At 72.3% G+C, this 23,665-nt stretch carries 23 protein-coding genes; 12 read left to right on the forward strand and 11 right to left on the reverse strand.

What is annotated here, in order from left to right; genetic code table 11:
• Nucleotide 1 precedes the first annotated feature (1 nt).
• The 5 genes from KBZ08_RS01850 to lysA are packed head-to-tail and all read right to left on the reverse strand — an operon-like array spanning nucleotide 2 to nucleotide 5,017.
• On the reverse strand, nucleotides 2-946 hold the full coding sequence (locus tag KBZ08_RS01850; RefSeq protein ID WP_261359143.1) for a rhodanese-related sulfurtransferase: 945 nt from the start codon (nucleotides 944-946) through the stop codon (nucleotides 2-4).
• On the reverse strand, nucleotides 943-1,947 hold the full coding sequence (gene bioB, locus KBZ08_RS01855) for a biotin synthase BioB (RefSeq protein ID WP_254970918.1): 1,005 nt from the start codon (nucleotides 1,945-1,947) through the stop codon (nucleotides 943-945). Before bioB ends, KBZ08_RS01850 begins: the two co-directional genes overlap by 4 nt.
• Entirely contained in the window at nucleotides 1,944-2,732 is a 789-nt protein-coding gene (locus KBZ08_RS01860) for an isoprenyl transferase (RefSeq protein ID WP_106221193.1), read from the reverse strand. Before KBZ08_RS01860 ends, bioB begins: the two co-directional genes overlap by 4 nt.
• A complete protein-coding gene (gene cdaA, locus KBZ08_RS01865; protein WP_254970920.1) occupies nucleotides 2,729-3,544 on the reverse strand; it encodes a diadenylate cyclase CdaA in 816 nt (271 codons plus the stop codon). The genes KBZ08_RS01860 and cdaA overlap by 4 nt, the downstream gene beginning before the upstream one ends.
• A gap of 48 nt (nucleotides 3,545-3,592) precedes the next feature.
• A complete protein-coding gene (lysA, locus tag KBZ08_RS01870; protein ID WP_254970921.1) occupies nucleotides 3,593-5,017 on the reverse strand; it encodes a diaminopimelate decarboxylase in 1,425 nt (474 codons plus the stop codon).
• Between the two features lie 62 nt (nucleotides 5,018-5,079).
• Between lysA and KBZ08_RS01875 the strand changes: the two genes are divergently transcribed.
• The 5 genes from KBZ08_RS01875 to KBZ08_RS01895 all read left to right on the forward strand — a co-directional run bounded on the left by KBZ08_RS01875 (nucleotide 5,080) and on the right by KBZ08_RS01895 (nucleotide 10,828).
• On the forward strand, nucleotides 5,080-5,556 hold the full coding sequence (locus KBZ08_RS01875) for a GNAT family N-acetyltransferase (protein WP_254970922.1): 477 nt from the start codon (nucleotides 5,080-5,082) through the stop codon (nucleotides 5,554-5,556).
• Between the two features lie 186 nt (nucleotides 5,557-5,742).
• Nucleotides 5,743-8,292, forward strand: coding sequence for an ATP-dependent Clp protease ATP-binding subunit (locus KBZ08_RS01880; RefSeq protein ID WP_254970923.1), 2,550 nt, complete (start codon nucleotides 5,743-5,745; stop codon nucleotides 8,290-8,292).
• Nucleotides 8,293-8,346: 54 nt separating this feature from the next.
• A complete protein-coding gene (locus KBZ08_RS01885) occupies nucleotides 8,347-9,450 on the forward strand; it encodes an iron-containing alcohol dehydrogenase (protein WP_254970924.1) in 1,104 nt (367 codons plus the stop codon).
• Complete coding sequence (locus KBZ08_RS01890) at nucleotides 9,447-10,358, forward strand: alpha/beta fold hydrolase (RefSeq protein WP_106221185.1); 912 nt, start codon at nucleotides 9,447-9,449, stop codon at nucleotides 10,356-10,358. Before KBZ08_RS01885 ends, KBZ08_RS01890 begins: the two co-directional genes overlap by 4 nt.
• Nucleotides 10,355-10,828 (forward strand): DUF1499 domain-containing protein, encoded by a 474-nt coding sequence (locus KBZ08_RS01895; RefSeq protein ID WP_106221183.1) that lies wholly within the window; start codon nucleotides 10,355-10,357, stop codon nucleotides 10,826-10,828. The genes KBZ08_RS01890 and KBZ08_RS01895 overlap by 4 nt, the downstream gene beginning before the upstream one ends.
• Here the strand turns inward: KBZ08_RS01895 and KBZ08_RS16460 are convergent.
• Complete coding sequence (locus KBZ08_RS16460; protein WP_315861235.1) at nucleotides 10,779-12,353, reverse strand: NAD(P)-binding protein; 1,575 nt, start codon at nucleotides 12,351-12,353, stop codon at nucleotides 10,779-10,781. The two genes, KBZ08_RS01895 and KBZ08_RS16460, sit on opposite strands and share 50 nt — an antisense overlap.
• 12 nt (nucleotides 12,354-12,365) lie before the next feature.
• Between KBZ08_RS16460 and KBZ08_RS01910 the strand changes: the two genes are divergently transcribed.
• Nucleotides 12,366-12,686 carry a hypothetical protein gene (locus tag KBZ08_RS01910; protein WP_254970925.1) on the forward strand — a complete coding sequence of 107 codons (321 nt, stop codon included), beginning with the start codon at nucleotides 12,366-12,368 and terminating at the stop codon, nucleotides 12,684-12,686.
• Nucleotides 12,687-12,717: 31 nt separating this feature from the next.
• Nucleotides 12,718-13,365 (forward strand): DUF2993 domain-containing protein, encoded by a 648-nt coding sequence (locus KBZ08_RS01915; protein WP_106221177.1) that lies wholly within the window; start codon nucleotides 12,718-12,720, stop codon nucleotides 13,363-13,365.
• A gap of 49 nt (nucleotides 13,366-13,414) precedes the next feature.
• Here the strand turns inward: KBZ08_RS01915 and KBZ08_RS01920 are convergent, their stop codons facing one another.
• Genes KBZ08_RS01920 through KBZ08_RS01930 form a run of 3 tightly spaced genes read right to left on the reverse strand, consistent with a single transcriptional unit; the run spans nucleotide 13,415 to nucleotide 16,297 of the window.
• The gene (locus tag KBZ08_RS01920) at nucleotides 13,415-14,320 is read right to left on the reverse strand and encodes a phosphatidate cytidylyltransferase (RefSeq protein ID WP_106221175.1); all 906 of its coding nucleotides are present in this window, start codon (nucleotides 14,318-14,320) and stop codon (nucleotides 13,415-13,417) included.
• Between the two features lie 10 nt (nucleotides 14,321-14,330).
• Nucleotides 14,331-14,930, reverse strand: coding sequence for a precorrin-6Y C5,15-methyltransferase subunit CbiT (gene cbiT, locus KBZ08_RS01925; RefSeq protein ID WP_106221172.1), 600 nt, complete (start codon nucleotides 14,928-14,930; stop codon nucleotides 14,331-14,333).
• Nucleotides 14,931-14,935: 5 nt separating this feature from the next.
• Nucleotides 14,936-16,297 (reverse strand): aminotransferase class I/II-fold pyridoxal phosphate-dependent enzyme, encoded by a 1,362-nt coding sequence (locus tag KBZ08_RS01930; RefSeq protein WP_254970933.1) that lies wholly within the window; start codon nucleotides 16,295-16,297, stop codon nucleotides 14,936-14,938.
• On the opposite strand from KBZ08_RS01930, the gene KBZ08_RS01935 reads away from it, so the two are divergent.
• The 4 genes from KBZ08_RS01935 to KBZ08_RS01950 all read left to right on the forward strand — a co-directional run bounded on the left by KBZ08_RS01935 (nucleotide 16,296) and on the right by KBZ08_RS01950 (nucleotide 21,834).
• A complete protein-coding gene (locus tag KBZ08_RS01935; protein ID WP_219904215.1) occupies nucleotides 16,296-18,011 on the forward strand; it encodes an AarF/ABC1/UbiB kinase family protein in 1,716 nt (571 codons plus the stop codon). The genes KBZ08_RS01930 and KBZ08_RS01935 overlap by 2 nt on opposite strands.
• A gap of 66 nt (nucleotides 18,012-18,077) precedes the next feature.
• Entirely contained in the window at nucleotides 18,078-21,002 is a 2,925-nt protein-coding gene (locus KBZ08_RS01940) for a hypothetical protein (protein WP_254970936.1), read from the forward strand.
• A gap of 89 nt (nucleotides 21,003-21,091) precedes the next feature.
• Nucleotides 21,092-21,571: a hypothetical protein gene (locus KBZ08_RS01945; protein WP_159819854.1), complete on the forward strand. Its 480-nt coding sequence runs from the start codon at nucleotides 21,092-21,094 to the stop codon at nucleotides 21,569-21,571.
• An 83-nt stretch (nucleotides 21,572-21,654) separates the two neighbouring features.
• A complete protein-coding gene (locus KBZ08_RS01950; RefSeq protein WP_106221166.1) occupies nucleotides 21,655-21,834 on the forward strand; it encodes a hypothetical protein in 180 nt (59 codons plus the stop codon).
• A gap of 18 nt (nucleotides 21,835-21,852) precedes the next feature.
• Here the strand turns inward: KBZ08_RS01950 and KBZ08_RS01955 are convergent, their stop codons facing one another.
• Entirely contained in the window at nucleotides 21,853-22,113 is a 261-nt protein-coding gene (locus tag KBZ08_RS01955) for a hypothetical protein (protein WP_254970938.1), read from the reverse strand.
• A gap of 138 nt (nucleotides 22,114-22,251) precedes the next feature.
• Here KBZ08_RS01955 and KBZ08_RS01960 point away from each other — a divergent pair, with 138 nt between their 5' ends.
• Entirely contained in the window at nucleotides 22,252-22,542 is a 291-nt protein-coding gene (locus KBZ08_RS01960; protein WP_015107889.1) for an RNA-binding protein, read from the forward strand.
• 89 nt (nucleotides 22,543-22,631) lie between these two features.
• Here the strand turns inward: KBZ08_RS01960 and KBZ08_RS01965 are convergent, their stop codons facing one another.
• Nucleotides 22,632-23,639, reverse strand: a complete 1,008-nt coding sequence (locus KBZ08_RS01965; RefSeq protein ID WP_254970941.1) for an RpoD/SigA family RNA polymerase sigma factor — start codon at nucleotides 23,637-23,639, stop codon at nucleotides 22,632-22,634.
• Between the last annotated feature and the right edge of the window lie 26 nt (nucleotides 23,640-23,665).

Genomic DNA, 23,665 nt, shown 5'->3' on the forward strand with positions numbered 1-23,665 from the left:
CTCAGCCGCCCACGGTGGGCATCACCCGTCCGATATGGGCCACACCGGAAGCCTCGGCGCGCCGCATCTGGCGCTGGCGTTCGGCGAACCGCTCCCGGTCGGCGTCAGAGAAGCGATCGATGCAGTGGCGGCAGCTCACCCCGGCCACGAAGCTCTCCAGGCCCAGGTCGGCGGGAGCCAGGGGCAGGCCGCAGGCATGGCACACGTGGTAGGTCCCCGGCTGCAGGCGGTGGTCGAGGGCGACCCGTTGGTCGAACACGTAGCACTCGCCGTGCCAGCGGCTCTCCGCTTCCGGCACCTGCTCCAGGTAGTTGAGGATCCCCCCCTGCAGCTGCAGCACGTTGTCGAAGCCCTGGTTCAGCAGGTGGGCGGTGGCCTTCTCGCAGCGGATGCCGCCGGTGCAGAACAGGGCCAGGCGCTGCGGCCGCCGCTGGGCCACCAGGGGCCGCAGGTGCCGCTCCACCCAGGCGGGGAAGTCGCTGAAGTTCTCGGTGCCGGGGTCGATGGCGCCGGCGAAGCTGCCCAGGGCCACCTCGTAGTGGTTGCGGGTGTCGATGGTCAGGGTGTCGGGGTCATCCAGCAGGGCGTTCCAGTGTGCAGGGGGCACCGGGATTCCCGTGCCCAGGGCCGGTTGGGCCGAAGGTTCGGCCATCGTCACGATCTCGCTTTTGAGGCGCACCTTGAAGCGGTGGAACACCGCTCCGGTGGCCTCACTGCGCTTGACCTCCAGGCTGGCCAGGCGGGGATCGGCCTCCAGCAGCGCCAGCAGGGCGGCCACGGCGGAGGCCGGTCCGCAGACCGTGCCGTTGATGCCCTCGCGCGCCAGCAGCACCGTGCCCTTCAGGCCGGCCTCGCTGCCCAGGGCCAGCAGCCGGGCCCGCCAGAGCGGCAATTCCTCGCTGCCAAAGGGGACGAACCGGTAGAAGCTGGCGACCTGCACCCTCAGCGGCCGGCGATGGCGGTGGCGGGAGCGGCCGGGGCGGCCGTGGCGGGCTGCCCCTCCAGCTGCACCCGCACCCCGGCGGCCCGCAGCAGCTCCCGGTCGCTGGCTACCGCCGGGTTGGAGGTGGTGAGCAGGGTGTCGCCGTAGAAGATCGAATCGGCCCCCGCCAGCAGGCAGAGGATCTGGGCCTCCCGTCCCAGCTGCTCGCGCCCCGCGCTGAGCCGCACCCGGCTGTGGGGCATGAGGATGCGGGCGGTGGCGACCATGCGTACCAGCTCCAGGGGGTCGACCGGCGGCCGGTTCTCCAGCGGAGTGCCCTCCACGGCCACCAGGGCATTGATCGGCACGCTCTCGGGATGGGGATCCAGGCAGGCCAGCACCTGCAGCAGGGCGGCCCGGTCGTCCGGCGTCTCGCCCATGCCGATGATGCCGCCGCAGCAGAGGTCGATGCCGGCGCTCCTCACCCGCTGCAGGGTGTCGAGCCGCTCCTGGTAGGTGCGGGTGGAGATGATCCGGTCGTAGTGCTCGGGGCTGGTGTCCAGGTTGTGGTTGTAGGCGGTCAGTCCCGCCTCCGCCAGTCGGGCCGCCTGGCCGTCCGTGAGCATGCCGGCGGTGACGCAGGCCTCCAGGCCCAGCTCCCGCACCCCCCGCACCATGGCGAGCATGGCCTCGAACGGGGCACCATCCCGGATCTCCCGCCAGGCCCAGCCCATGCAGAAGCGGTGGGCGCCGGCCGCCTTGGCCTGCCGGGCGCGCTCCAGGACCGGCTCCACCGCCAGCTCCGGCCGGCCGCCCACGTCGCTGGGGTGGTGCATCGACTGGGGGCAGTAGGCGCAGTCCTCCTCGCAGCCCCCGGTCTTGACGCTCAGCAGCGAGGCCAGCTGCACGTGGTAGCCGGGGTTGGCGCGGCGGTGCACCGCCTGGGCCTGCCAGAGCAGATCCACCAGGGGCAGGTCGAGCAGGTCCTGGATCTCCTGGCGGGACCAGTCGTGGCGCAGGGTCATGGGGCGTTCTCCACACCGTTCTGGACGCCACCGAAGCGGCGCTGGCGCCCCTGATAATCCAGCAGCGCCGCCAGCAGGGCCTCGGTGTCGAAGTCGGGCCAGAGCACCTCGGTGATGTGCAGCTCGGCGTAGGCCAGCTGCCAGAGCAGGAAGTTGCTGATGCGCTGCTCGCCGCTGGTGCGGATCAGCAGGTCGGGGTCGGCATCGCCGGCGGTGAACAGTTCGGAGGCGAACAGCTCCTCGTCGATGCTGGCGGGGTCGAGCTCGCCGCGGGCGGCCCGATCGGCCAGGCGGCGGGCCGCCCGCACCAGCTCGCTGCGGCCGCCGTAGTTGGTGCAGACGTTGAAGTGGATGCCGCTGTTGCCGGCCGTGCGCTCGGTGGCGTCGTTGATCAGGACCTTCAGACCCTCCGGCAGGGGCTCCAGATCGCCGAGGAAGCGGATGCGCACCTGCTGACGCTCGAGGGCCTCGAGCTCCTTGGCCAGCACCCGTTCGAACAGGGCCATCAGGAAGGCCACCTCCTCGCCCGGCCGGGTCCAGTTCTCGGTGGAGAAGGCGTAGGCGGTGAGGGCGCCGATGCCCCAGTCGCTGCAGTGGCGCAGGGTGCGTTTCAGCACCTCCACCCCGGCCCGGTGGCCCATGGCCCGGGGCAGCCCCCGCTGACGGGCCCAGCGGCCGTTGCCGTCCATGATCACCGCCACGTGGCGGGGCAGCCGAGCCGGATCCAGCTGGGCGGGCAGCTGGTCGGGATCGGACGATGGAGTGGTCGCCAGGGCGCGACTCATCCGCGATGTTCCGGCGGGTCCGACGCCACGCTACGCCCCGTGGGAGCGGAGGCCAGGGCGTCGGTGAGCAGGTCGTGAAGGCGGCTGCTGGTGATCGGCCGCTCCAGCCGGCCCTGGGAGGCGAGCGACAGGGTGCCCGTCTCCTCGGAGACGACGATGCAGAAACAGCCGTCGTGGCGCTCGGTCAGTCCCATGGCGGCCAGGTGGCGGGTGCCGTAGCGGTTCAGGCCCTGGCGGGAGAGGGGCAGGATCACCCCGGCCGCCACGATGCGGTTCTTCTGGACCAGCACTGCCCCGTCGTGCAGGGGGGTGTCCACCGCGAAGAGGTTGAGCAGCAGGTCGACGGAGAGCTGGGCATCGATGCGGATGCCGGGGTTGAGGAAGTCCTCGGGGCGCAGATCACTGCCCAGGTCGAGCACGATCAGGGCCCCGCAGCGCGCCTGGGACAGACGCCCGGCCGCCTCGGTGAGCAGGCTCACCGACCCCGACGCCAGCTGGTCCCGGCTGCGGTCGGCGAACAGCACCCCAAGGCGGCCGGTGCCCAGCAGTTCCATCAGGCGCCGCAGTTCCCCCTGCCACAGGATCGCCAGGGCGAGGCTGCAGGCCAGCACCAGCGCATCCACCAGGCTGCTGGTGAGGGGCAGGTTGGCGTAACGCTGCACGAACCAGGCCAGCGCCACCAGGAACAGGTAGCCGCGCAGCAGCCACAGGGTGCGCGCTTCCGTGACCCGGCCCAGCAGGAGCAGCCCGAGCAGGGAAGCGAACAGGAGATCCAGCAGCAGGCGGAAATCGATGAGCCGCAGCCAGATCACAACACAAGGGAGGGGCAGGCCGGTTCAACGGGTGGCCGCCTGACGCGGTCAGGATACCGGCAGGAGCCGGTGGGGCAGGACGTCGTAGCGCAGTAGGTCTTCCGGCTGCTCGCGCCGCTGCACCACCTCGGCCACGCCGTCGTGGACGAGCACCGCCGCCGGCCGGGGGATGCGGTTGTAGTTGGAGCCCATCGACGCGTTGTAGGCGCCGGTGGCGAACACGGCGAGGACGTCCCCGGGGGCGGTGGCCGGCAGACGGACGTCGTGGAGCAGCACGTCGCCGGACTCGCAGTGCTTGCCGGCCACGGTGACCGCCTCGGTGGCCTCCGCCAGCGGCCGGTCGGCCAGCACCGCGGTGTACAGCGACTGATAGGTGATCGGCCGCGGGTTGTCGCTCATGCCGCCATCCACCGAGAGGTAGGTGCGCAGGCCGGGGATCTCCTTGCGGCTGCCCAGGGTGTAGAGCGTCAGCCCCGCCGTCGCCACCAGGGAGCGGCCGGGTTCGCACAGCAGCCGCGGCAGGGCCAGCTGGCGCTGGCCGCAGGCCTCGGCCACCGCCGTCGCCACCACCCGCACCCACTCCTGGATGCTCGGCGGATCATCGGAGCCCACATAGCGGATGCCGAGGCCGCCGCCGACGTTGAGGTCGCCGCAGGGGTGGCCGAGGGAACGGGCCAGGCCCAGGGCCTCGGCCATCACCCCGGCCAGGTCGCGGTGGGGTTCCAGCTCGAAGATCTGGGAGCCGATGTGGGCATGCAGGCCATCCACCCGCGCCCAGGGGCAGCCGGCCAGGTGGCGCAGCACGGCCTCCAGCTGGTCGGGGTCGAAGCCGAATTTGCTGTCGAGGTGGCCGGTGCGGATGTACTCGTGGGTGTGGCACTCGATGCCCGGGGTGAACCGCACCAGCACCCGCACCGGCGCGGGCCGCCCGGCCGCCAGGGTGGCGAGCAGGCTGATGTCGTTCCAGTTGTCGAGGATCACCGTCACGCCGCGGTCGACGGCGAGCTGCAGCTCCTCGGCGGATTTGTTGTTGCCGTGGAAGACGATCCGCTCGGCCGGCATGCCGCCCTGCAGCGCCGTGAGCAGCTCCCCGGCCGAGACCGCATCGAGGCCCAGGCCCTCGGCAGCCACCAAGGCCGTGATCGCCAGGGAACTGTTGGCCTTGGAGGCGTAGAGGGCCAGGGCCTCGCCGGGGTAGTGGGCGTCCAGGGCCTCCCGGTAGGCCCGGCAGGTGGCCCGCAGGCTGGCCTCATCGAGCACGTAGAGCGGCGTGCCGTAGGTGCGCGCCAGGTCGCTCAGCAGGCATCCCCCCACCTCCAGGCGGCCCAGGGCATCGAGGCGGGCGGTGAGCGGAGCCAGGTTGCGGTTGGGGCTGAGCGGATCGGCTCCCTGCTCGAAGGGACCTCCGGAGGCGATCGGGGCCGCGGAAAGGGGAGCGACCGGATCGGTCGCCGGGGAGGCGCTGGTCACCATGGCGGCCTGTTCGTCGGTGGGGTCAGGATGTCCGATCGTAAGGATGTTCTTGTCCAACGGCCGTGCCGGCGCCACCTCCGCCACCGCTGCCCGACCCGACCCTGTCTCCGCTGGTCCCGGCGGACGCCGCGGCCTGCCTGGCCCTCGACCGGGCCGCCCTTGGCGGCCTCTGGAGCCTGGAGCAGTGGCGCCGGGAGCTGGAGGAGGAGGGCCGGCCGGGCCTGGGGCTGCGCCGGGGGGCCGACCTGCTGGCCATGGCCAGTGGCTGGCTCGTGGTCGACGAGCTGCACATCACCCTGGTGGCGGTGGCCCCGGACCAGCGCCGCCGGGGGCTGGGGCGTCGGGTGCTGCAGGCGTTGATGGCGGCCGGCCGCGAGCGCGGCGCCCGCCACGCCACCCTGGAGGTGGCGGCCGGCAATGGCCCGGGGATCGCCCTGTACGAAGCCCTGGGGTTCCGCACCGCCGGCATCCGTCATGGTTACTACCGCAATGGGGAGGACGCCCTGATCCAATGGGTCAACCTGACCCTGGGAACCTGACAATGTGACAGGGGTGTGGATAACCGTAGATTCCTATACCTATTTCTTGTCAATCCTGGCCCTTCGTTTGTGTTCTGATTCGTCTGAGCGCCTGCGGCACGTGGGTTTCTGAGGAGTGTGCTCCCCACCTCCCACACGGCCCTTCAATCCTGATAGGTTGGTGCCACTTGCATCTGGTCCCGCCCCATGTTCGAGCGGTTTACCGAGAAGGCCATCAAGGTGATCATGCTGGCCCAGGAAGAGGCCCGCCGCCTCGGCCACAACTTCGTCGGCACCGAGCAGATCCTGCTGGGCCTGATCGGCGAGGGCACCGGTGTCGCCGCCAAGGTCCTCAAGTCGATGGGGGTCAACCTCAAGGACGCCCGGGTCGAGGTCGAGAAGATCATCGGCCGCGGCTCCGGCTTCGTCGCCGTTGAGATCCCCTTCACCCCGCGGGCCAAGCGGGTGCTGGAGCTCTCCCTGGAGGAGGCCCGCCAGCTCGGGCACAACTACATCGGCACCGAGCACCTGCTCCTGGGGCTGATCCGTGAGGGCGAGGGCGTGGCCGCCCGGGTGCTCGAGAACCTCGGCGTCGACCTGGCCAAGGTCCGCACCCAGGTGATCCGCATGCTGGGCGAGACGGCCGAAGTGGCCTCCGGCAGCTCGGGCAAGGGCTCCACCAAGACCCCCACCCTCGACGAATTCGGCAGCAACCTCACCCAGCTGGCGGCCGAGTCCAAGCTCGACCCCGTCGTGGGACGACAGAACGAGATCGACCGGGTGATCCAGATCCTCGGCCGCCGCACCAAGAACAACCCCGTCCTGATCGGTGAGCCGGGCGTGGGCAAGACCGCCATCGCCGAGGGCCTGGCCCAGCGGATCACCCAGGGTGAGATCCCCGACATCCTCGAGGACAAGCGCGTCCTCACCCTCGACATCGGCCTGCTGGTGGCCGGCACCAAGTACCGGGGTGAGTTCGAGGAACGGCTCAAGAAGATCATGGAGGAGATCCGCTCCGCCGGGAACGTGATCCTCGTGATCGACGAGGTGCACACCCTGATCGGCGCCGGTGCCGCCGAAGGCGCCATCGACGCCGCCAACATCCTCAAGCCGGCCCTGGCCCGGGGTGAACTGCAGTGCATCGGCGCCACCACCCTCGATGAATACCGCAAACACATCGAGCGCGACGCCGCCCTGGAACGCCGCTTCCAGCCGGTGATGGTGGGCGAGCCCTCCGTCGTCGACACGATTGAGATCCTCAAGGGGCTGCGGGAGCGCTACGAGCAGCACCACCGCCTCAAGATCAGCGATGAGGCCCTCGTCGCCGCCGCCACCCTCGGCGACCGCTACATCAGCGACCGCTTCCTGCCCGACAAGGCCATCGACCTGATCGACGAGGCCGGCAGCCGGGTGCGGCTGCTCAACTCCAAGCTGCCGCCGGCGGCCAAGGAGGTCGACAAGCAGCTGCGCGGCGTCCAGAAGGAGAAGGAGGATGCCGTCCGCCAGCAGGACTTCACCAAGGCCGGTGAACTGCGCGACAAGGAGGTCGAACTGCGCGACCAGATCCGCACGATCCTGCAGGCCCGTCGCGACGACGAACCAGCCAGTGCCTCCGGCGAGACCGACACCCCGGCCCTGCTGGGCGGCCCCGTGGCCGATGACGCCAGTGAGGAAAGCCGCTCCCCCCTCGTCACCGAGGAGGACATCGCCCAGATCGTCGCCTCCTGGACCGGCGTGCCCGTCCAGAAGCTGACCGAGAGCGAGTCGGTGAAGCTGCTCAACATGGAGGAGACTCTCCACCAGCGCCTCATCGGCCAGGACGAGGCCGTCAAGGCCGTGTCCCGGGCCATCCGGCGGGCGCGGGTCGGCCTCAAGAACCCCAACCGCCCGATCGCCAGCTTCATCTTCTCCGGCCCCACCGGCGTCGGCAAGACGGAGCTCACCAAGGCTCTCGCCGCCTACTTCTTCGGCAGCGAGGACGCCATGATCCGGCTCGACATGAGCGAGTTCATGGAGCGCCACACCGTCAGCAAGCTGATCGGTTCGCCTCCGGGCTATGTGGGCTTCAACGAAGGCGGGCAGCTCACCGAGGCCGTGCGCCGGCGTCCCTACACCGTGGTGCTGTTCGACGAGATCGAGAAGGCCCACCCCGATGTCTTCAACCTGCTGCTGCAGCTGCTGGAGGACGGCCGGCTCACCGATTCCAAGGGACGCACGGTCGACTTCAAGAACACCCTGATCATCATGACCTCGAACATCGGTTCGAAGGTGATCGAGAAGGGTGGCGGCGGCCTTGGCTTCGAGTTCGGCGGCGGCGACGTGGAGGAGACCCAGTACAACCGCATCCGCTCCTTAGTCAACGAGGAGCTGAAGCAGTACTTCCGCCCCGAGTTCCTCAACCGTCTCGACGAGATCATCGTCTTCCGTCAGCTCACCCGCGACGAGGTGAAGCTGATCGCCGAGATCATGCTGCGGGAGGTCTTCGCCCGCATGCAGGACAAGGGCATCGGCATGTCCGTCACCGAGGCCTTCAAGGAGCGCCTCGTCGAGGAGGGCTACAACCCCAGCTACGGCGCCCGTCCCCTGCGCCGTGCCGTGATGCGCCTGCTCGAGGATTCGCTGGCGGAGGAATTCCTCTCCGGCCGGATCGGTGAAGGCGATGCCTGCCTGGTGGATGTCGACGACGACAAGCAGGTGGTGATCCGCAAGCAGTCGGTCACCCCATCCCTCCCGGAGCTGGCCAGCGCCAGCGCCTGATCGATCGCGACCCGGATCGGCCGACTTCTACATTTCTTTGATGAGATGGCGGCCATGACGGATCCTCTTCAGACCCAGGCCATCGCCCCGGCGGTGGTCCTCCGTGGGGAGGGAGCCTGGCGCGAGGCCCTGCCCCGCATCGTTGACCTGGGCCGGAGGCCTCTGCTGCTGGGCCGCAGTGCCTCCACCTACGGGCTGCGTCAGCAACTGGCCGCCGACCTGGAGCAAGGCGGGGCCTGTCCCGTGGTCAGCCAGGACCTGCGCGACTGCTGCGACGACGACCTCGGCCCCCTGGCCCGGAACGCCGCGGCCGCCGGCTGTGATGCGGTCATCGCCGCCGGTGGCGGCAAGGTGCTGGACGCGGGCAAGCTGCTGGCCCACCGGCTCGGCCTCCCCTGCATCACGGTGCCCACCAGCGCCGCCACCTGCGCCGGCTGGACGGCCCTGGCCAACCTCTACACCCCCGAGGGCGCCTTCCTCGGGGATGTCGCCCTCGACCGCTGCCCGGCCCTGCTCGTCTTCGACCATGCCCTGGTGCGACAGGCCCCGCCGCGCACCCTGGCCAGCGGAATCGCCGATGCGGTGGCCAAGTGGTACGAGGCCTCGGTGAGCAGCGGCAGCAGTGGCGATGGGCTGATCCAGCAGGCGGTGCAGATGGCGCGCCTGCTGCGCGATCTGCTGCTGCTCGAGGGGGAAGCCGCCCTCGCCGACCCCTCCGGCGAGGCCTGGGTGCGGGTGGCTGAGGGCTGCGCCCTCACCGCCGGCCTGATCGGCGGCATCGGCGGGGCCCGCTGCCGCACCGTGGCCGCCCACGCCGTCCACAACGGACTCACCCAGCTCGCCGCCACCCACGGCTGCCTGCATGGCGAGAAGGTGGGCTTCGGCGTGCTGGTGCAGCTGTGGCTGGAGGAGCAGCTGGCGGGTAATCGCCTGGCGGCCCAGGCCCGGCGTCAGCTGCTGCCCTTCTTCCGCCGGCTGGGCCTGCCCACTGATCTGGAGGACCTGGGGCTGGCCGGCGCCAGCCTCGAGCAGTTGCGCCAGGTCTGTCGCTTTGCCTGCCGGGAGGGCTCCGACCTGCACCGGCTGCCCTTCGCGGTGGCCCCCGAGGATCTGCTTGCCGCCATGGTGGGCGCCACCGCCGAGCGGCAGCAGGCGTGACGGCCGGCCCCCCCAGTGGCCGCGAGCTGGTCGCGACCGCCGCCGCGTCGTTGCTCGATCCCCTCGGCCGCGACCTGGCCGCCCGGGTGGAATGGTGGGAGCTGCCGCAGCACCCGGGGCACTGGCCCGTGGCCGTGCTGGGGGAGGGTCCGCCCCTGCTGCTCCTGCATGGCTTCGACAGCTCGTTCCTGGAGTTCCGCCGCCTGGCCCCCCTTCTGGCGGCCCATCACCGGCTGCTGATCCCGGACCTGCACGGGTTCGGATTCTGTCCCAGGCCCGTGGAGCGGGAGTACACCCCCCAGGCCGTGCTGGCCCACCTTGAAGCGCTGCTGGAGGAGCTGGAGCGGCGTGAGTCCTGGGGGGGCCGCCGCCTCGGCCTGATCGGTGCCTCGATGGGGGGTGCGGTGGCGGTGGAGCTGGCCCGGCGCCATCCCGGACGCTTCGAGCGCCTGCTGCTGCTGGCCCCGGCCGGTCTCACGGGCCGGCCCATGCCCCTGCCGCCCCTGCTGGACGGGCTGGGGGTGCGTTTCCTGGCCCTGCCCTCGGTGCGGCAAGGCCTCTGCCGCAGCGCCTTCGCCGACCCCGAGCGGGATGTGGGTCCGGCGGAGCTGGAGATCGCCTCGCTGCACCTGCAGACGCCGGGCTGGGCCGCTGCCCTGGGCCGTTTCGCCCGCAGCGGCGGCTTCGCCGGCTGCGGCGACCCCCTGCCCCCCCAGCCCCTGGCGGTGCTCTGGGGGGCCGACGACCGGATCCTGCGGGCCCCCCAGAAGCGCGCCGCCCAGGCCCTGCTGGGTCCCCGCATCACCGAACTGGCGGCCTGCGGCCACCTGCCCCACATCGACCAGCCCGAGCAGGTCGCCGCCGCCTGGCTGGGCGTTCCCTGCGCCCCGATCCCCACCCACCCATGACCTCTGCCCCTCGCCTTTCCCTGCCGCGTCTGATCGCCGGCCTGCTGCTCGTGCTGCTGCTCGGGGTCCCCGCCCTGGCGCTTCCCGGCCGGGCCGAGGCCTCGCTCCTGCACATGGAGGGGCCGGTGCCGGAGGACCTCGGCGTGCACGGCGGCTCCCTCTCCCCCTGTGGGGCGCCGGCCCACTGCGCCAGGGTCGACTGGCCGCTCGCCGACCCTGAGGCGGCCCTGGGCGCGCTGGTGCCGATCCTGGAGACCACCGAGGGGCTGAGGATCCTCGAGCGGGACGGCGCCTATCTGCACGCCACCGCCACCAGCCGGCTGTTCGGCTTCGTCGACGACCTCGAGCTCTACGCCCCGCCGGCGTCTGGTGTGCTGCAGGCCCGTTCCAGCTCCCGGCTGGGGGATTCGGACCTGGGCGTCAACGGCCGTCGGCTGGCGGCCCTGCGGCAGGAACTGCCTGGCAGCTGAAGCTCTCGATGGCGCCGCGGCGGTGCAGGAAGCGGGGCTGGGCCGGATCCTCCAGGCTCCACCACCAGATCCCGTCGGTGTAGCTGGGCGGACCGGCGTTGTTGGTGCGCGGCAGCTGCAGGCTCAGGCCGCGCCACTCCAGCAGCACGGTGGCGCCGGGCACCGTGCCGGCGACAGTGTTGGGGATGCCCGGGGCATCCACGGCCCCGTTGTCAGCGGTCGCCAGCAGCAGGTCGCCGTCGCAGCGGTAGGGGATGGTCGTGGTCGCGGCTGCCGCCGTGGCCGTTGCCGGATTGCCCAGGGCAAGGCCGAGCAGCAGCACCAGGGCCAGCAGACGGCCCGCCAGGGCCTGGGCGCTGCGCAGGGCCCCCTCAATGCGGCCGAAGCCCGGCCCCGCGATGAAGTCGCCGCAGAAGGCCACCCGGCTGCGCCGACAGACCGTGGCGGCGGACGGGAGCCCGGGGCCCTTGGGGAAGGCGGCCCCCCAGCGCATCAGCTGACGCCGCTCCACCCCCACCAGCGTCTCGGCAGCGCCGGCCCCATCGCCCAGCCAGGGGGCCAGGGCCCCGGTGACGGCCCGCTCCAAGGCGGTGATCGCGGCGGCGTCATCGGGCTCCGCCAGAACCCCATGGGCCACGACGGCGCAGCGGCCATCGGCCAGGGGCTGGATCGACAGCCGCCGCAGCCCCCAGCGTCGCTGGGCGGGGCCGTTCAGGCCCAGCAGCCGGAAGGGCATCACCAGCCAGCGGGCGGCGGCGGTCGGCTCGATCGTCAGCATCAGGTTGGTGCGCGCTTCCATCTCCATGCTGGCGATGGCCGCCAAGGCCGCCTCGAGCTCCGCATCGCCGAGGCCCTGCGCCGCGCTCTGCAGCGGCACCTGCGGCCAGCCGAACCGCTCCCGGGCGCGGGGATGGGCCAGCAGGGTGCCGCTGAGCACCAGCCAGTCGGCCTCCCCCTGCACCGCCCCGGTGGCGTCGGCCAGGCGCCAGCCCCCGCCGGGCCGGACCTCCAGGTGGTGGATCAGGGTGCCGTAGCGGCAGGACAGGCTCCCGGGCGCCGCCGGCACCACCGCCGGCACCACCGCCGGGGCCTCCGCCAGGGCCAGCAGCCCGCGGCCAAGGTCGTCCATACCCCGGCGGCCCCGATACAGGCGGCCGCTCAACAGGGGATCCCCATCGGCTGGCCCCAGGGCCCCCTCAGCGTCGAGCAGCGCCGCCGGCTCCCGCCAGGGCTCGATCCAGCCCCCCGCCAGCAGCGGCTCCACCAGCTCCGGTTCGGGCCCCTCGCTCAGGTTGAACAGCGGTGCCCCGTGGTCGATGTGCCAGCCGGGGTCGTGGCGGGAGCGGCGGGTGGCGGCCCGGCCGCCGGGGCCCCGGCCCGCCTCCCAGAGGACGATCGATCCTGCCCAGCCCCCGCGCCGCAGCCCCGCGGCCAGGGCGCAGCCGGCCACCCCGGCGCCGATCACTGCCAGCGAGGGCGCCGGCCGCCCCGGTGGCTGGCCAGACTCGGTGCCGGATCCAGCCATGGAGCGACCCCGATGACGCCTGACGATCGAACCATCCTGGCGGCGTCCGCGCCCTGGCTGGGGGCCCTGCTCAACGTCGTGCCCGGCCTGGGCAGCGGCTACATCTACCAGCGCCGCTGGCGCGCCTACTGGATCACCACGGCCCTGGCCACGGGTTGGTTCCTGCTCGGGGCGGTTCTGGGCGGCGGCGGCCCCGGGGCGGACCCCACGGCCGCCGATCCCACCGACCAGCTGATCGGCCTGGGCGGGCTGCTGCTGCTGGCCGCGATCACGGCCGCCGAGGCCTTCCGTGCCGCCCGCCAGGCCCGGACGGAAGGGCCCCGGATGGAGTGAGAATCTGGGGAGCCCTGTCCCCTGGTGGCGGATGAGCGAGACCCCGGACGGCGAGAGACCCACCGAGGGCCCGGTGATGGGCCTGCTGGCCCGGGGGCTGGAGCTGTGGCTGCGCCAGCAGTGCGACGCCATCGAACGGCTGGAGATCCGCCTGGAGGGCTCCGGGCTGCGGCTGCTGCGGGGGCGGCTCGACGGCGTGCGGCTGCGGGCCCGGCGGGTGGTCTACCAGGCGATGGAGATCGAGGAGGTGGAGCTGCGCTGCGACGGCATCCAGGTGCGCATGGGTTCCCTGGTGCGCAACCAGGCGGTGAAGCTGGAGTCGCCCTTCCGCATCCAGGGGCAGGTGAGCTTCAGCGGCGATGGGCTGAGCCGTTCCCTCAGCACCCCGGCCTGGCGCGGCCTCGGCGACGGCCTGGCCGACGATCTGCTGGGCCTCACGCCCCTGGCGGGGCTGCGTATCCGGGAGGACCGGCTGCTGCTGCGGGCCTTCGCCAGCGGCGACCGGGATCCGGTGGAGCGGGAGGTGGTGGTGCGGGCCGACGGCGGCACCGTGGAACTGCGCTGCGCCGAGGGGACGCCCCAGGCCCGGCTGCCGATGGACCCCAACATCCGCATCGAGCGGGCCGAGCTCGGCGCCGGCCTGCTGCATCTGGAGGGGGAGGCCCGGGTCTCCCCCTGAGTCCGGAACCTGAGGGGGTCCGGCGCCCGTGGGGTTCCGTGGGAAAACTTCAGCCCCGCTGCAGCAGGGGCAGCACCAGGGTCACCAGGGAATAGACCACCGCCGGCACGAACAGGTAGCTGTCGATCCGGTCGAGGATGCCGCCGTGGCCGGGGATCGCATCGCCGGAATCCTTCAGGCCCGCATCCCGCTTCATCATCGATTCGGTCAGGTCACCCACCAGGGCGAACAGGGAGACCACCGCCCCCAGCACCGCGCCGATCAGCCAGCCCCAGCGCCAGCCCAGCAGCACCCCGCCCAGGCCCCCCACCAGCAGGGCGCAGACCACCCCGCCCAGGGCCCCCTCCACCGTCTTGCCGGGGGAGATCGGCGAAAGGGCGTGACGCCCCAGGCGCCGGCCGATCACGTAGGAGCCGATGTCGGTGGCCACGATCATCAGGCAGGCCAGCAGGGTGAGGGCCATGCCCGGGCTCCAGGGCCAGCCCAGGCCGTCGAGGGCGGGGGCCAGGGCGGGATCGGTGAGATCGCGCAGCTTGATCCAGTGGCTGGGCAGGAAGCCCAGATAGAACAGGCCGAACACCGACGCGGCGATGTCGGCGATGGTGCCGGTGACGGGCTGCAGCAGCAGCCAGCCGCAGATCACCGCCCCGGAGGCGGGCAGCACCGCCGCCGCCACGTCGCCCGCCATGCCGCTCCCCCCCCAGAGGCTGCCGGCGGCCACCTGCGTCGAGACCAGCAGCAACTGCACCGCCACCAGGGTGGTCTTCACGGCCGGCCGGATGCCCTTGAACTGGGCCATGCGGAAGAACTCCAGCAGGCCCAGGTGCACGATCACCCCCACGGCCACGGTGAACCACCAGCCCCCCAGGCCCACCACCACCAGCCCGAAGCCGCCGGCCAGCCAGCCGCTCAGCAGGCGCGGGAGGGAGGTGGCGGTGCGGGGGGCGGGAAGCAAGGGCTTGGACTCAGCGCTCGGCGGCGATCACGAACAGCGGTTCGGCGGCCGCCAGCTTGGCCTGGCTGCCGCGGCGCTGCATGCGGTGCACGGTGGCCTGCACCACCTGGACATCGTGGGCGCCCAGCTGGGCGAGGGTGTCCGTGGCCTTCACCAGGCCCTCCAGGTTGACGGTGCTGATCACCAGCCGTCCGGAGGGCTGCAGCGCCTCCCAGACGGCCCGCAGCACGTCCTCCAGGGGCCGCCCCACCTCCAGCAGCACCCGGTCCGGGTGGGGGGGCAGCAGGGCCAGGTCCTCCGGTGCCTCGCCGGCGTGGATGTGCAGGTTGTGGATGTCGAAACGCTGCCGGTTGCGCTCCAGCAGCTCGATCGCCTCCGGATCCCGCTCCAGGGTGTGCACCGCGCCACCGGGCATCAGCCGGGCGATCTCCAGGGCCAGGGCGCCGGTGCCGCCGCCCACGTCCCAGACGAGGGAATCGGCCCGGGGCCGCAGGTGGGCCAGCAGCATCACCCGCAGCTCCAGCGGCGTGGGGCTGAAGCCCGGGGCGTCCTCGAAGGCGCTGTCCGGCAGTCCGGGGGTGACGAAATCCCAGTGGAAGGGGTTCGGCAACGGGCTCACGAACCGGCCACGACGCTCACCGTATCAGCGATCTGACCGGGCCAGAGACGCCGTTGCTCCAGCAGCCAGGCGGCGCGGGCCGGATCGATCCGCTCCCCCGGCACGAGCAGCGGGATCCCCGGCGGATAGGGGCAGAGCGGTGCCGCCGCCAGCCGGCCGGCAGCCTCCTCCAGGGGGATGGCTACGGCGGGGCTCCGCCAGGCCACGCCGATCGCCAGCTCCGGCGACGCCAGCAGCGGCAGGGGGGGCGGGGTGAAGGGGGGCAGGGGTGGCCCGCCGAGGGCCCGGCGCAGATCCTCCAGCTGGCGCGGCAGGCGCCGCTCCACCCCCCGGGGCGGGTTCAGCCCCAGGCAGAAGGTGAGGGCGCCGGGTTCCGGCAGCTCGGCGATCACCCCCCGCTCCAGCAGCCAGGTGTCGGCCTCCAGGCCGTTGATCCCCAGCGGGGCGGTGGCCACCACCAGGCGCAGGGGATCGCGATTGGCCACCAGCGGCAGGCCCAGGCCCTCCAGCCGCCGGCGCAGCCGGCCTGCCCGGGCCTCGGCCCGCTGGCGCTGGCGGCGGCCGGCACAGCTGGCGCCGTGCTCCAGGGCCGCAGCCGTCGAGGCCAGCAGCAGGGCGCTGGGGCTGGAGGTCTGGAGCCACAGCAGGGCCCGCTCGATGGCGGCGGGACCCACCCGTGCGCCCTGCGCCAGCAGGGCGGCGCTCTGGGCCAGGCCGGTGCCGCTCTTCTGGACGGAGAGCACCACCAGATCGGCGCCGGCGGCCAGGGCCCCGCCGCCGCCGTGGGCCTGGTCCACCAGCACCGGCAAGCCCGCCCGGTGGCCCAGGGCCACCAGGGCCGGCAGATCGGCCGCCAGTCCCTGGTAGGTGGGATCCACCAGCACCAGGGCCGCCACGGGCCCGCCGGGGAGGGCGGCCGCCGCCGCCAGCACCCGCTCCAGCCGCTCGGGCTCCGGCGGTTGCCACAGGCCCGTGAGCGGATCGCTGGCGAGATCGAACAGCAGCGGTTCGAGGCCCCCCAGCACGCAGCCGTGCAGCAGGCTGCGGTGCAGGTTGCGGGGCAGCAGCACCCGGGAGCCCGGCGGGCCGAGGGCAAGCAGGGCCGCCTGCAGCAGCCCCGAGGCGCCATTCACCCCGAACCAGCAGCGATTGGCCCCCAGCAGGGTCGCCGCGCGCCCCTGGGCCTCGGCCACCGTCCCTTCCGGTTCCAGCGGCCCCCCGAAGCCGGGCAGTTCGGGCAGATCCCAGCGTCCGGGAGGCTGGCGCAGCAGGCGCCGCAGGTCGGGGGCCAGGGCCCGGCCGCGGCCGTGGGCCGGCAGGTGCAGGGCCAGCGGCGCTGGCCGCCAGAAGGGGCCCATGGACCGGGGAACGCAGTTCCTAGAGTCTGGCCATCGATGGGGCAGGACCCTGGCCGAGGACGTTTCCCCCACCCCCCGCTACGACCCCAACGCCGACCTGCGCTGGCTGCTGCGGCGACCCTGGGTTCTGGTCAGCCGGCTGATCGTGGTGCTGTGGCGCCTGGCGGGGCTGGGCCTGCGGCTGGCCGTGCAATCCAGCAGCACCGACGCCCGGGTGCAGCAGCGGTTGGCCCGCGCCATCCTCGAAACCCTCAACGACCTGGGTCCCTGCTTCATCAAGGTGGGCCAGGCCCTCTCCACCCGCCCCGACCTGGTGCGGCGCGACTGGCTGGAGGAACTGGCCCGCCTCCAGGACGACCTGCCCCCCTTCCCCCACCCGGTCGCCCTGGCGCTGATCGAGGAGGAGCTCGGGGCCCCCGCCCACCAGCTGTTCGAGGAGTTCCCCGACTACCCCATGGCGGCCGCCAGCCTGGGGCAGGTGTACCGGGCCCGCCTGGCGGAGGGCCACTGGGTGGCGGTGAAGGTCCAGCGGCCCGACCTGCCCTTCATCCTGCGCCGCGACCTGGTCATCATCCGCTCCCTGGCGGTGCTGGCGGCCCCCTTCCTGCCCCTGAATCTGGGCTTCGGGCTCGGGGCGATCATCGACGAATTCGGCTCCACCCTCTTCGAGGAGATCGACTACCGGCGCGAGGCCGACAACGCCGAACGCTTCGCCAGCCTGTTCCAGGACCATCCCGAGGTGACCGTTCCGGCGGTGGTGCGGCCCCTCAGCAGCCGCCGGGTGCTGACCACCAGCTGGATCAACGGCACCAAGCTGCAGAGCCGCCGCGAGCTGGAGGCCCACCACCTGGATCCGGCGGCCCTGATCCGCACCGGCGTGATCGCCGGCCTGCAGCAACTGCTGGAGTTCGGCTACTTCCACGCCGATCCCCACCCGGGCAACCTGTTCGCCCTGCCGGGCAAGACCAACGGCCTGGGCCATGTGGCCTATGTCGACTTCGGCATGATGGATTCCCTCAGCGATGCCGACCGGCTCACCCTCACCGGGGCGGTGGTGCATCTGATCAACCGGGATTTCGACGCCCTGGCCAGGGATTTCGTCGCCCTGGGCTTCCTCAACCCCAGCACCCCCCTGGGGCCGATTGTGCCGGCCCTCGAGGAGGTGCTCGGTGGGGCCCTGGGGGAGAACGTGGGCAGCTTCAACTTCAAGGCGATCACCGATCGTTTCTCGGAGCTGATGTACGACTATCCCTTCCGGGTGCCGGCCCGCTTCGCCCTGATCATCCGGGCGGTGGTGAGCCAGGAAGGCCTGGCGATGCGGCTCGACCCCGACTTCCGCATCATCCGGGTGGCCTACCCCTACGTGGCGAAGCGTCTGCTGGCCGGTGACACCGCCGAGATGCGCGAGAAGCTGCTGGAGGTGATCTTCGATCGTGACGGCCGCCTGCGGGTGGAGCGGCTGGAGAACCTGCTGGCCGTGGTCGAGAACGGTTCAGCCTCCACCGATCTGCTGCCGGTGGCCCGCGACGGCCTGCGCCTGCTGCTGGGCAAGGAGGGCACCAGCCTGCGCCAGCGGCTGCTGCTGAGCCTGGTGAGCCACGACCGGCTGCACACCGATGATCTCCAGGCCCTGCTGGGACTGGTGCGGCGTACCTTCTCGGCCCGCAAGCTGGCCACCGGCCTGCTGTCCCGCCTGAATCCGCTCGCCGCCTGAGGCCCCACGGTGCGCTGAGCGCCGGGCCAGGCGAAGCTGGGTCGTCCCCCCACGTCCGCCGGCCCCTTGAACGAGGCCCTGCTGCTGATCCTCTTGGCCCTGCTGACGGGGGGCTGGATCCTGCAGGTCCGGGCCCTGGAGCGGCGGATCCGTCGCCTTGAGCAGCAGGCCGCCTCCCTGAGCCAGCGCTTCTTCGCCCTGTCGCTGTGGAGCGAGGTGCTCCAGCAGCGGCTCGATGGCGACACCACGCCCGAACCGGCCCGGCTCGCCGCCGCTGAGGAGCTCCCTCCACCGACCCCCGAGGCCGAAGCCGAAGCCGAAACCGAAGCCACGTCCCAACCCGAGCCGGTGGCGGCGGCGGTGGCCACCCCCGCGCTCCGCCCACCGGCGCCTCCGGCAGCTCCGCGGCCCCGCGCGACGAAAAGCGGCCCCTGGAAGCGGATCGAGCGGCTGCTGGTGGAGAACTGGAGCGGCCTGCTCGGCGTGCTTGTGGTGGTGGCCGGGGTCACCTTCCTGACGATCAACGCGGGCCTGCAGCTGGGGCCCCGCGAGCGCTTCCTGCTCACCCTGCTGGCGGGCGGGGCCCTGGCGCTGCCGTCTGTGCTGTGGGGCCGGCGCCCGCGCTGGCGCGACCTCACCGACGCCATGCGCAGCGGTGGCGGCGCCCTGGTCCTGTTCGCCTGCGCCGCCGCCGGCGGCCTGCCCCAGCTCGGGCTCCAGTGGATCGATGACCCGATTCCGGCCCTGGCCCTGCTGGCCGCGGGCGTGGCCGCCAACCTGGCCCTGGCCGCCATCGCCCGCACCGCCGCGATCGCCTCGCTGCACGTGGCCGTGAGCCTGGTGCCCCTGGCCATCGGCCCCCAGGGCGGCCCCGCCCTGGCCATCGCCAGCGCCATCGCCCTGGTGGGCTCGGAGCTGCCCCTGCGGCACCGCTGGCCGCGGCACCGGCTCGTGGTCAGCTGGCTGTTCGGCGCCTTCCAGGTGGTCTGGTTCCTGCGCAACGGCCCCGCCCTGGCGGCCTCCCCCGCCCTGGCCGCTGGTGCTGTCCTGGCGGCGGCGCTGGTGTTCGGCCCGGGGCTGCTGCGGCTGCACCGCCCGGGGGCCGCGCCGGCCCGGCCTCAGGCCGTGTCGGTGGCCCTGCTGATCAGCCCGTGGGCCGGCCTCGGCCTGGCCCTGCTGCTCTATCCACCCGCGGCGGTCGTTCGCGCCGGGGCCCTGGCGGCGGCCGCCGGGGTGGCGCTGCTGCTGGGCCGCGGCGCCCGGCAACGGGGACCGCGCTGGCTGGCCCTGGGCGACGGCCTGGTGGGCCAGACCCTGGTGCTGGCGGCCCTGCTGAGCCTGGCCCCGCTGATCGCCGATGGGCCATTGCTGGCCGGGGTGGTGCTGCTGGAGTCGCTGCTGTTCCTGGCCATCGCCGTGCGGGAGGGCTCCGGGCCCCTGGTCCGCGTCGGCTGGTGGCTCAGCGCCGCCGCCGCTCTGGTGCTGGCCCTGAGCGGCCTGGGGGCCGCGCTGCTGCGCGGCGACCCGGTGCATCAGCTGCAGACCGGGGCGGTGCTGACGGTCGGGGCGGGCCTGACGGTGGGGATGCAGGTGTTGCTCCAGCGCCGCGCCGTGCCCCTGCCGCTGCCGCCCCTGCCGGGTTGGCTGGCGGGCAGCCTGGTGGCGGTCGGGACCGCCCTGGTGGTGCCGGAGGACTGGCGGTCGCCCCTGAGCCTGGTGGTGATGGGCGCCTTTCTGGTGGCGGCGGGTCGCTGGCGCCCCCCCGGCCTGCTGAGCGCCATGACGGCGGCGATCGCCCTGGCCCATGGCGCCGGCTGGCTGACCCTGCTGATCCAGGCCCCCTGGCCGCCGCTGCCCCTGCTGGCCCGCCTGCTGCCCCTGGCGGTGCTGGCCCTGCTGCTGACGGTCGCCGCTGGCGGCGGCCGCCGCCAGGGCCTCGGGCTGGCGCTGCTGGGCGTCGATGCGGGCCTGGGTGTGCTGTGGCTGCTCGAGCCGATCTCGCCGCTGCTGCCGGGGGCGGCCTGGCTGCTGCTGTCCGCCGGGGCCCTGGCCGGCAGCCGCTGGCTGCGGGGGGGCGCCGTGCGGGTGGCGCTCGGGCTTTCCCTGGCGTACCTGGCGGCCTTCGCCGCGGCGTTCCTGGTGGTGATCGGACCCAGCCAGGAGCTGGTGACGCTCGGGGTTCTGCAGGTGCGGGGCCGCCTGCTGATCGAGCTGCTGGCAATCGCCGTCGGCCTCCACGGCTGGTTCTTCCGGGCCGGACCTGACCTGGCGCGGCTGCCCAGCTGGAAGGCGGTGCAGCCCTGCTTCCTCGAGGGATCCCTGCTGGGGGTGGTGGTGCTGCTGCAGGGGGAGATCAGCGCCCCGTGGCGAGCCGTCGCCTGGACCCTGCTGGCCCTGCTCCTGGTCTGCCCGGCGCTGGTGCGGTGCTTCGCCATTCGCCTGCAGGTCTACGGGGTGATCGTCTACTGGCTGGCGGTGGGGACCCTGCTGGTCAGCCTCAGCGTCGGCCTGCCGTCCTTTCCCCCTGCCACCGGCGCGGCCCAGACCGCCGGGCTGGTGGCGATCGCCCTGCAGACGGCCTTCGTCCTGGCCTGCCGTCGCTGGCTCGACCTCGAACGGCTGCCCGAGCCAGGCGGATGGCCGCCCCTGGCCTGGGTCGGCGGGCGGGTGGCGCGCCGCCGCAACCTGTGGCTCGGCCATCCCCTGTTCATCGCCGTGGCGGTGGTGCTGGCCAGCGGCTACGACCGGGCCCTGCTGACCCTGTTGTGGACGGCGGAGGCCCTGGCCGTCTACCTGCTGGGGGTGGTGCTGCGGGAGCCCCAGTTCCGCCAGGTGGCCCTGGTGGGCCTGGGGGCCTGCCTGCTGCGGCTGCTGGCCATCGACATGGCCCAGGCCGACCTGGGGCTGCGGGGTCTGGTGTTCGTCGGCGTGGGAGTGCTGCTGCTGGCCCTGAACGCCCTGGTCCATCGCTTCCGCAGCCGTTTCGGCTGAGGGGTTCCGTCGACGGCGTCCGCTGAAGGTGCGGCTCCGGCGCCTAGGGTCGGGCGCGATCGCCCGTCCCCATCTCCGCCGTGTCCCTGCTGCTGGCCGCCCTCGACGCTGCTCCCGTGACCCTCCGGCAGGCGGGGCTGGACCAGGCCAGCGGCGACTACGGCGATCTGGACGCCCTGGAGATCCTGCTGGAGTACGCCCCGCTCACCTACCCGCCCTACATGCTGGCCGGCATCGGCCTGGCCATGGCGGTCCTGTGCGGCCTCACCTTCGCCCGGATGGTCCAGAACCGGCTGGAGGGCTGGAAGCAGGACCGGCTGGCCCTGCTGCCGATCGCCAACCTGGAGACGACCCTCCCCTACGCGGGCCTGGTGATCGGCGTCACCCTGTTCATCGGCGCCAGCCTGCAGGTGTTCGGTTTCGCCGCCGGTGCCGCCCTGCTGGTGGCCTTCGTGCTGTCGCTGCTCACCGGCGGTGCCCTGTGGGTGCAGCTGGAGCGCCTGATGGCCCAGGTGCAGGACGGCACCTTCAGCGCCGTGGACTTCGACAACTTCGACCAGTTCTTCTGAGCCCGGTGCGGATAGCCGTTCGGTCAGCATCCACCCGCCAACCGGCAACTGCTTGTAACGTTCTGATACAACGCAAGCAGGACATGCAGGCCTCCCTTTCCCTCAACCGCCAGTTCTCGATCGCGGTTCACTCCCGCGCCATCGACAGCTGCAACGACATCGAGGAACTCCGCAAGGTCGCCAAGACCCTCCTCACGGCCTGGCAGCACCAGGCTGAGTTCAGCGAGCACTACGGCGCCCAGCTGCTCGGCATCCGCAAGTAAGCCGGACTTTCGGCGGTTTCAGGGAGTTCCCGTTCCTTTGCTCCCGTCGTCCTCGCGACCGGCATTGGCTCCGCCGCCCACCCTGCGGCGCCACAGCCTCAGGCCGGCGCCACCCCACAGCAGGCTCCAGAGCAGGAAGGTGATCAGGGTTCCCTGCTGGCCCCCATCCAGGTCGTAGACGCCGGCGCCGATCAGGCCGGCATCGATCAGCGAGCCGCCCACACCCCAGCCCAGCACCCAGAGCGCCACCAGGGCGATGGCCGTTGCCTGCTCCTTCATCGGTCCGCCCTGCAAAGGTTCCCAGCCTGCCAGCCCACCCAGGCTGTACGCTTCTGGTGATTCAAAGATTTCTCTTCGGCGAGTGACAACGTCCAGTAAGGGCTTTCGACGAATCCGTTCATAATTGTTTCTCTGTTCATGACGATTTACGTTGGAAATCTCTCCTTCGATGCGGAGGTGGATGATCTCAACCATTTGTTTGCGCAGTATGGAGCGCTGCGTAACTGCAGCCTGCCCCTCGACCGGGAAACCGGCCGCAAGCGCGGCTTCGCCTTCGTGGAAATGGCCAACGAGGCCGATGAAACCAAGGCCATCGACGACCTCCAGGACGTCGAGTGGATGGGGCGGATGATCCGGGTCAACAAGGCCCAGCCCCGCACCGGTGGTGGTGGCGGCGGTGGCGCCGGCGGCGGCCGCGCCCGCTACTGAGCTGTACCTAAACGGTCGGCAGCCCCCGGAAACGGGGGCTTTTTCATGGCCGTGGCCCTGGCCTTGCCGGCGGCTGGGCCCCCGGGGGCTCAGGCCACCAGGTAGGCCTCCAGGGAGCGGGAGTGGTGGCGGATGCCTTCGAGGGCGCGCCGCTCCAGGTTGCGGGTCTTGTCGCGGCTCATGCCCAGGGTGCGGGCGATGCCGGTGAGGCTCATCGGCTCCTCGCCGTCGATGCCGTAGCGCATCTTCAGCACCCGCCCCTGCAGTTCCGGCAGCTGCTCCAGCAGCGCCCGCAGGTCCCCCTTGAGGCATTCGCCGTCCACCAGATCGGCGGGCAGCAGGTCGTCGCCGGCCAGCAGATCCAGCAGTTCGGTGTCCTCGCCGTCCCCCACCTTCGTCTCCAGGCTCACCGGCTGGCGGGCGCGGCAGAGCAGATCCTTCACCTCCTCCTCGGGCAGTTCCACCGCCACCGCCAGTTCGCTCAGGGTGGGGGTGCGGCCGAGCTCCTGGCTGAGCTCCCGCTGGCCCTTCTTGAGCTTGTTGAGGGTTTCGGTGATGTGGATCGGCAGCCGGATGGTGCGGCTCTTCTCGGCGATCGCCCGGGTGATGCCCTGGCGGATCCACCAGTAGGCGTAGGTGGAGAACTTGTAGCCGCGGGTGGGATCGAACTTCTCGACGCCCCGCACCAGGCCGATGGTGCCCTCCTGGATCAGGTCCAGGAGCTCCATGTTCCGCTTGGTGTACTTCTTGGCGACGCTCACCACCAGGCGCAGGTTGGCGGCCACCATGCGCTCCTTGGCGCGGCGGCCGGCGTGCAGGCGCTTGCGCAGCATCGCCGGGGTGAGGCCCGCCTCGGCGGCGAGCAGCTCGGGGCTGGGCTCTTCCCCACCGGAGCGCAGGGTGAGTTCCTCGCGCAGCTCCTCAAGGGTCATCAGCTCCTGGACCTGGCGGCCCAGGGTGATCTCCTGCTCATGGCTGAGCAGCGGCACGCGGCCGATGTCCCGCAGGTAGGAACGCAGCGAATCGCCGGTGGGGACCAGCAGGGACGCTGAGGCAGCCGTAACCGTGGAAGCAGCCGTGACGGTGATCGAAGGCATCGTCCCTTGTTACGAAACCATTTGGT

It is taken from the genome of Cyanobium sp. Candia 9D4, assembly GCF_024346155.1.
In the GTDB taxonomy this organism is placed as follows: domain Bacteria; phylum Cyanobacteriota; class Cyanobacteriia; order PCC-6307; family Cyanobiaceae; genus Cyanobium; species Cyanobium minutissimum.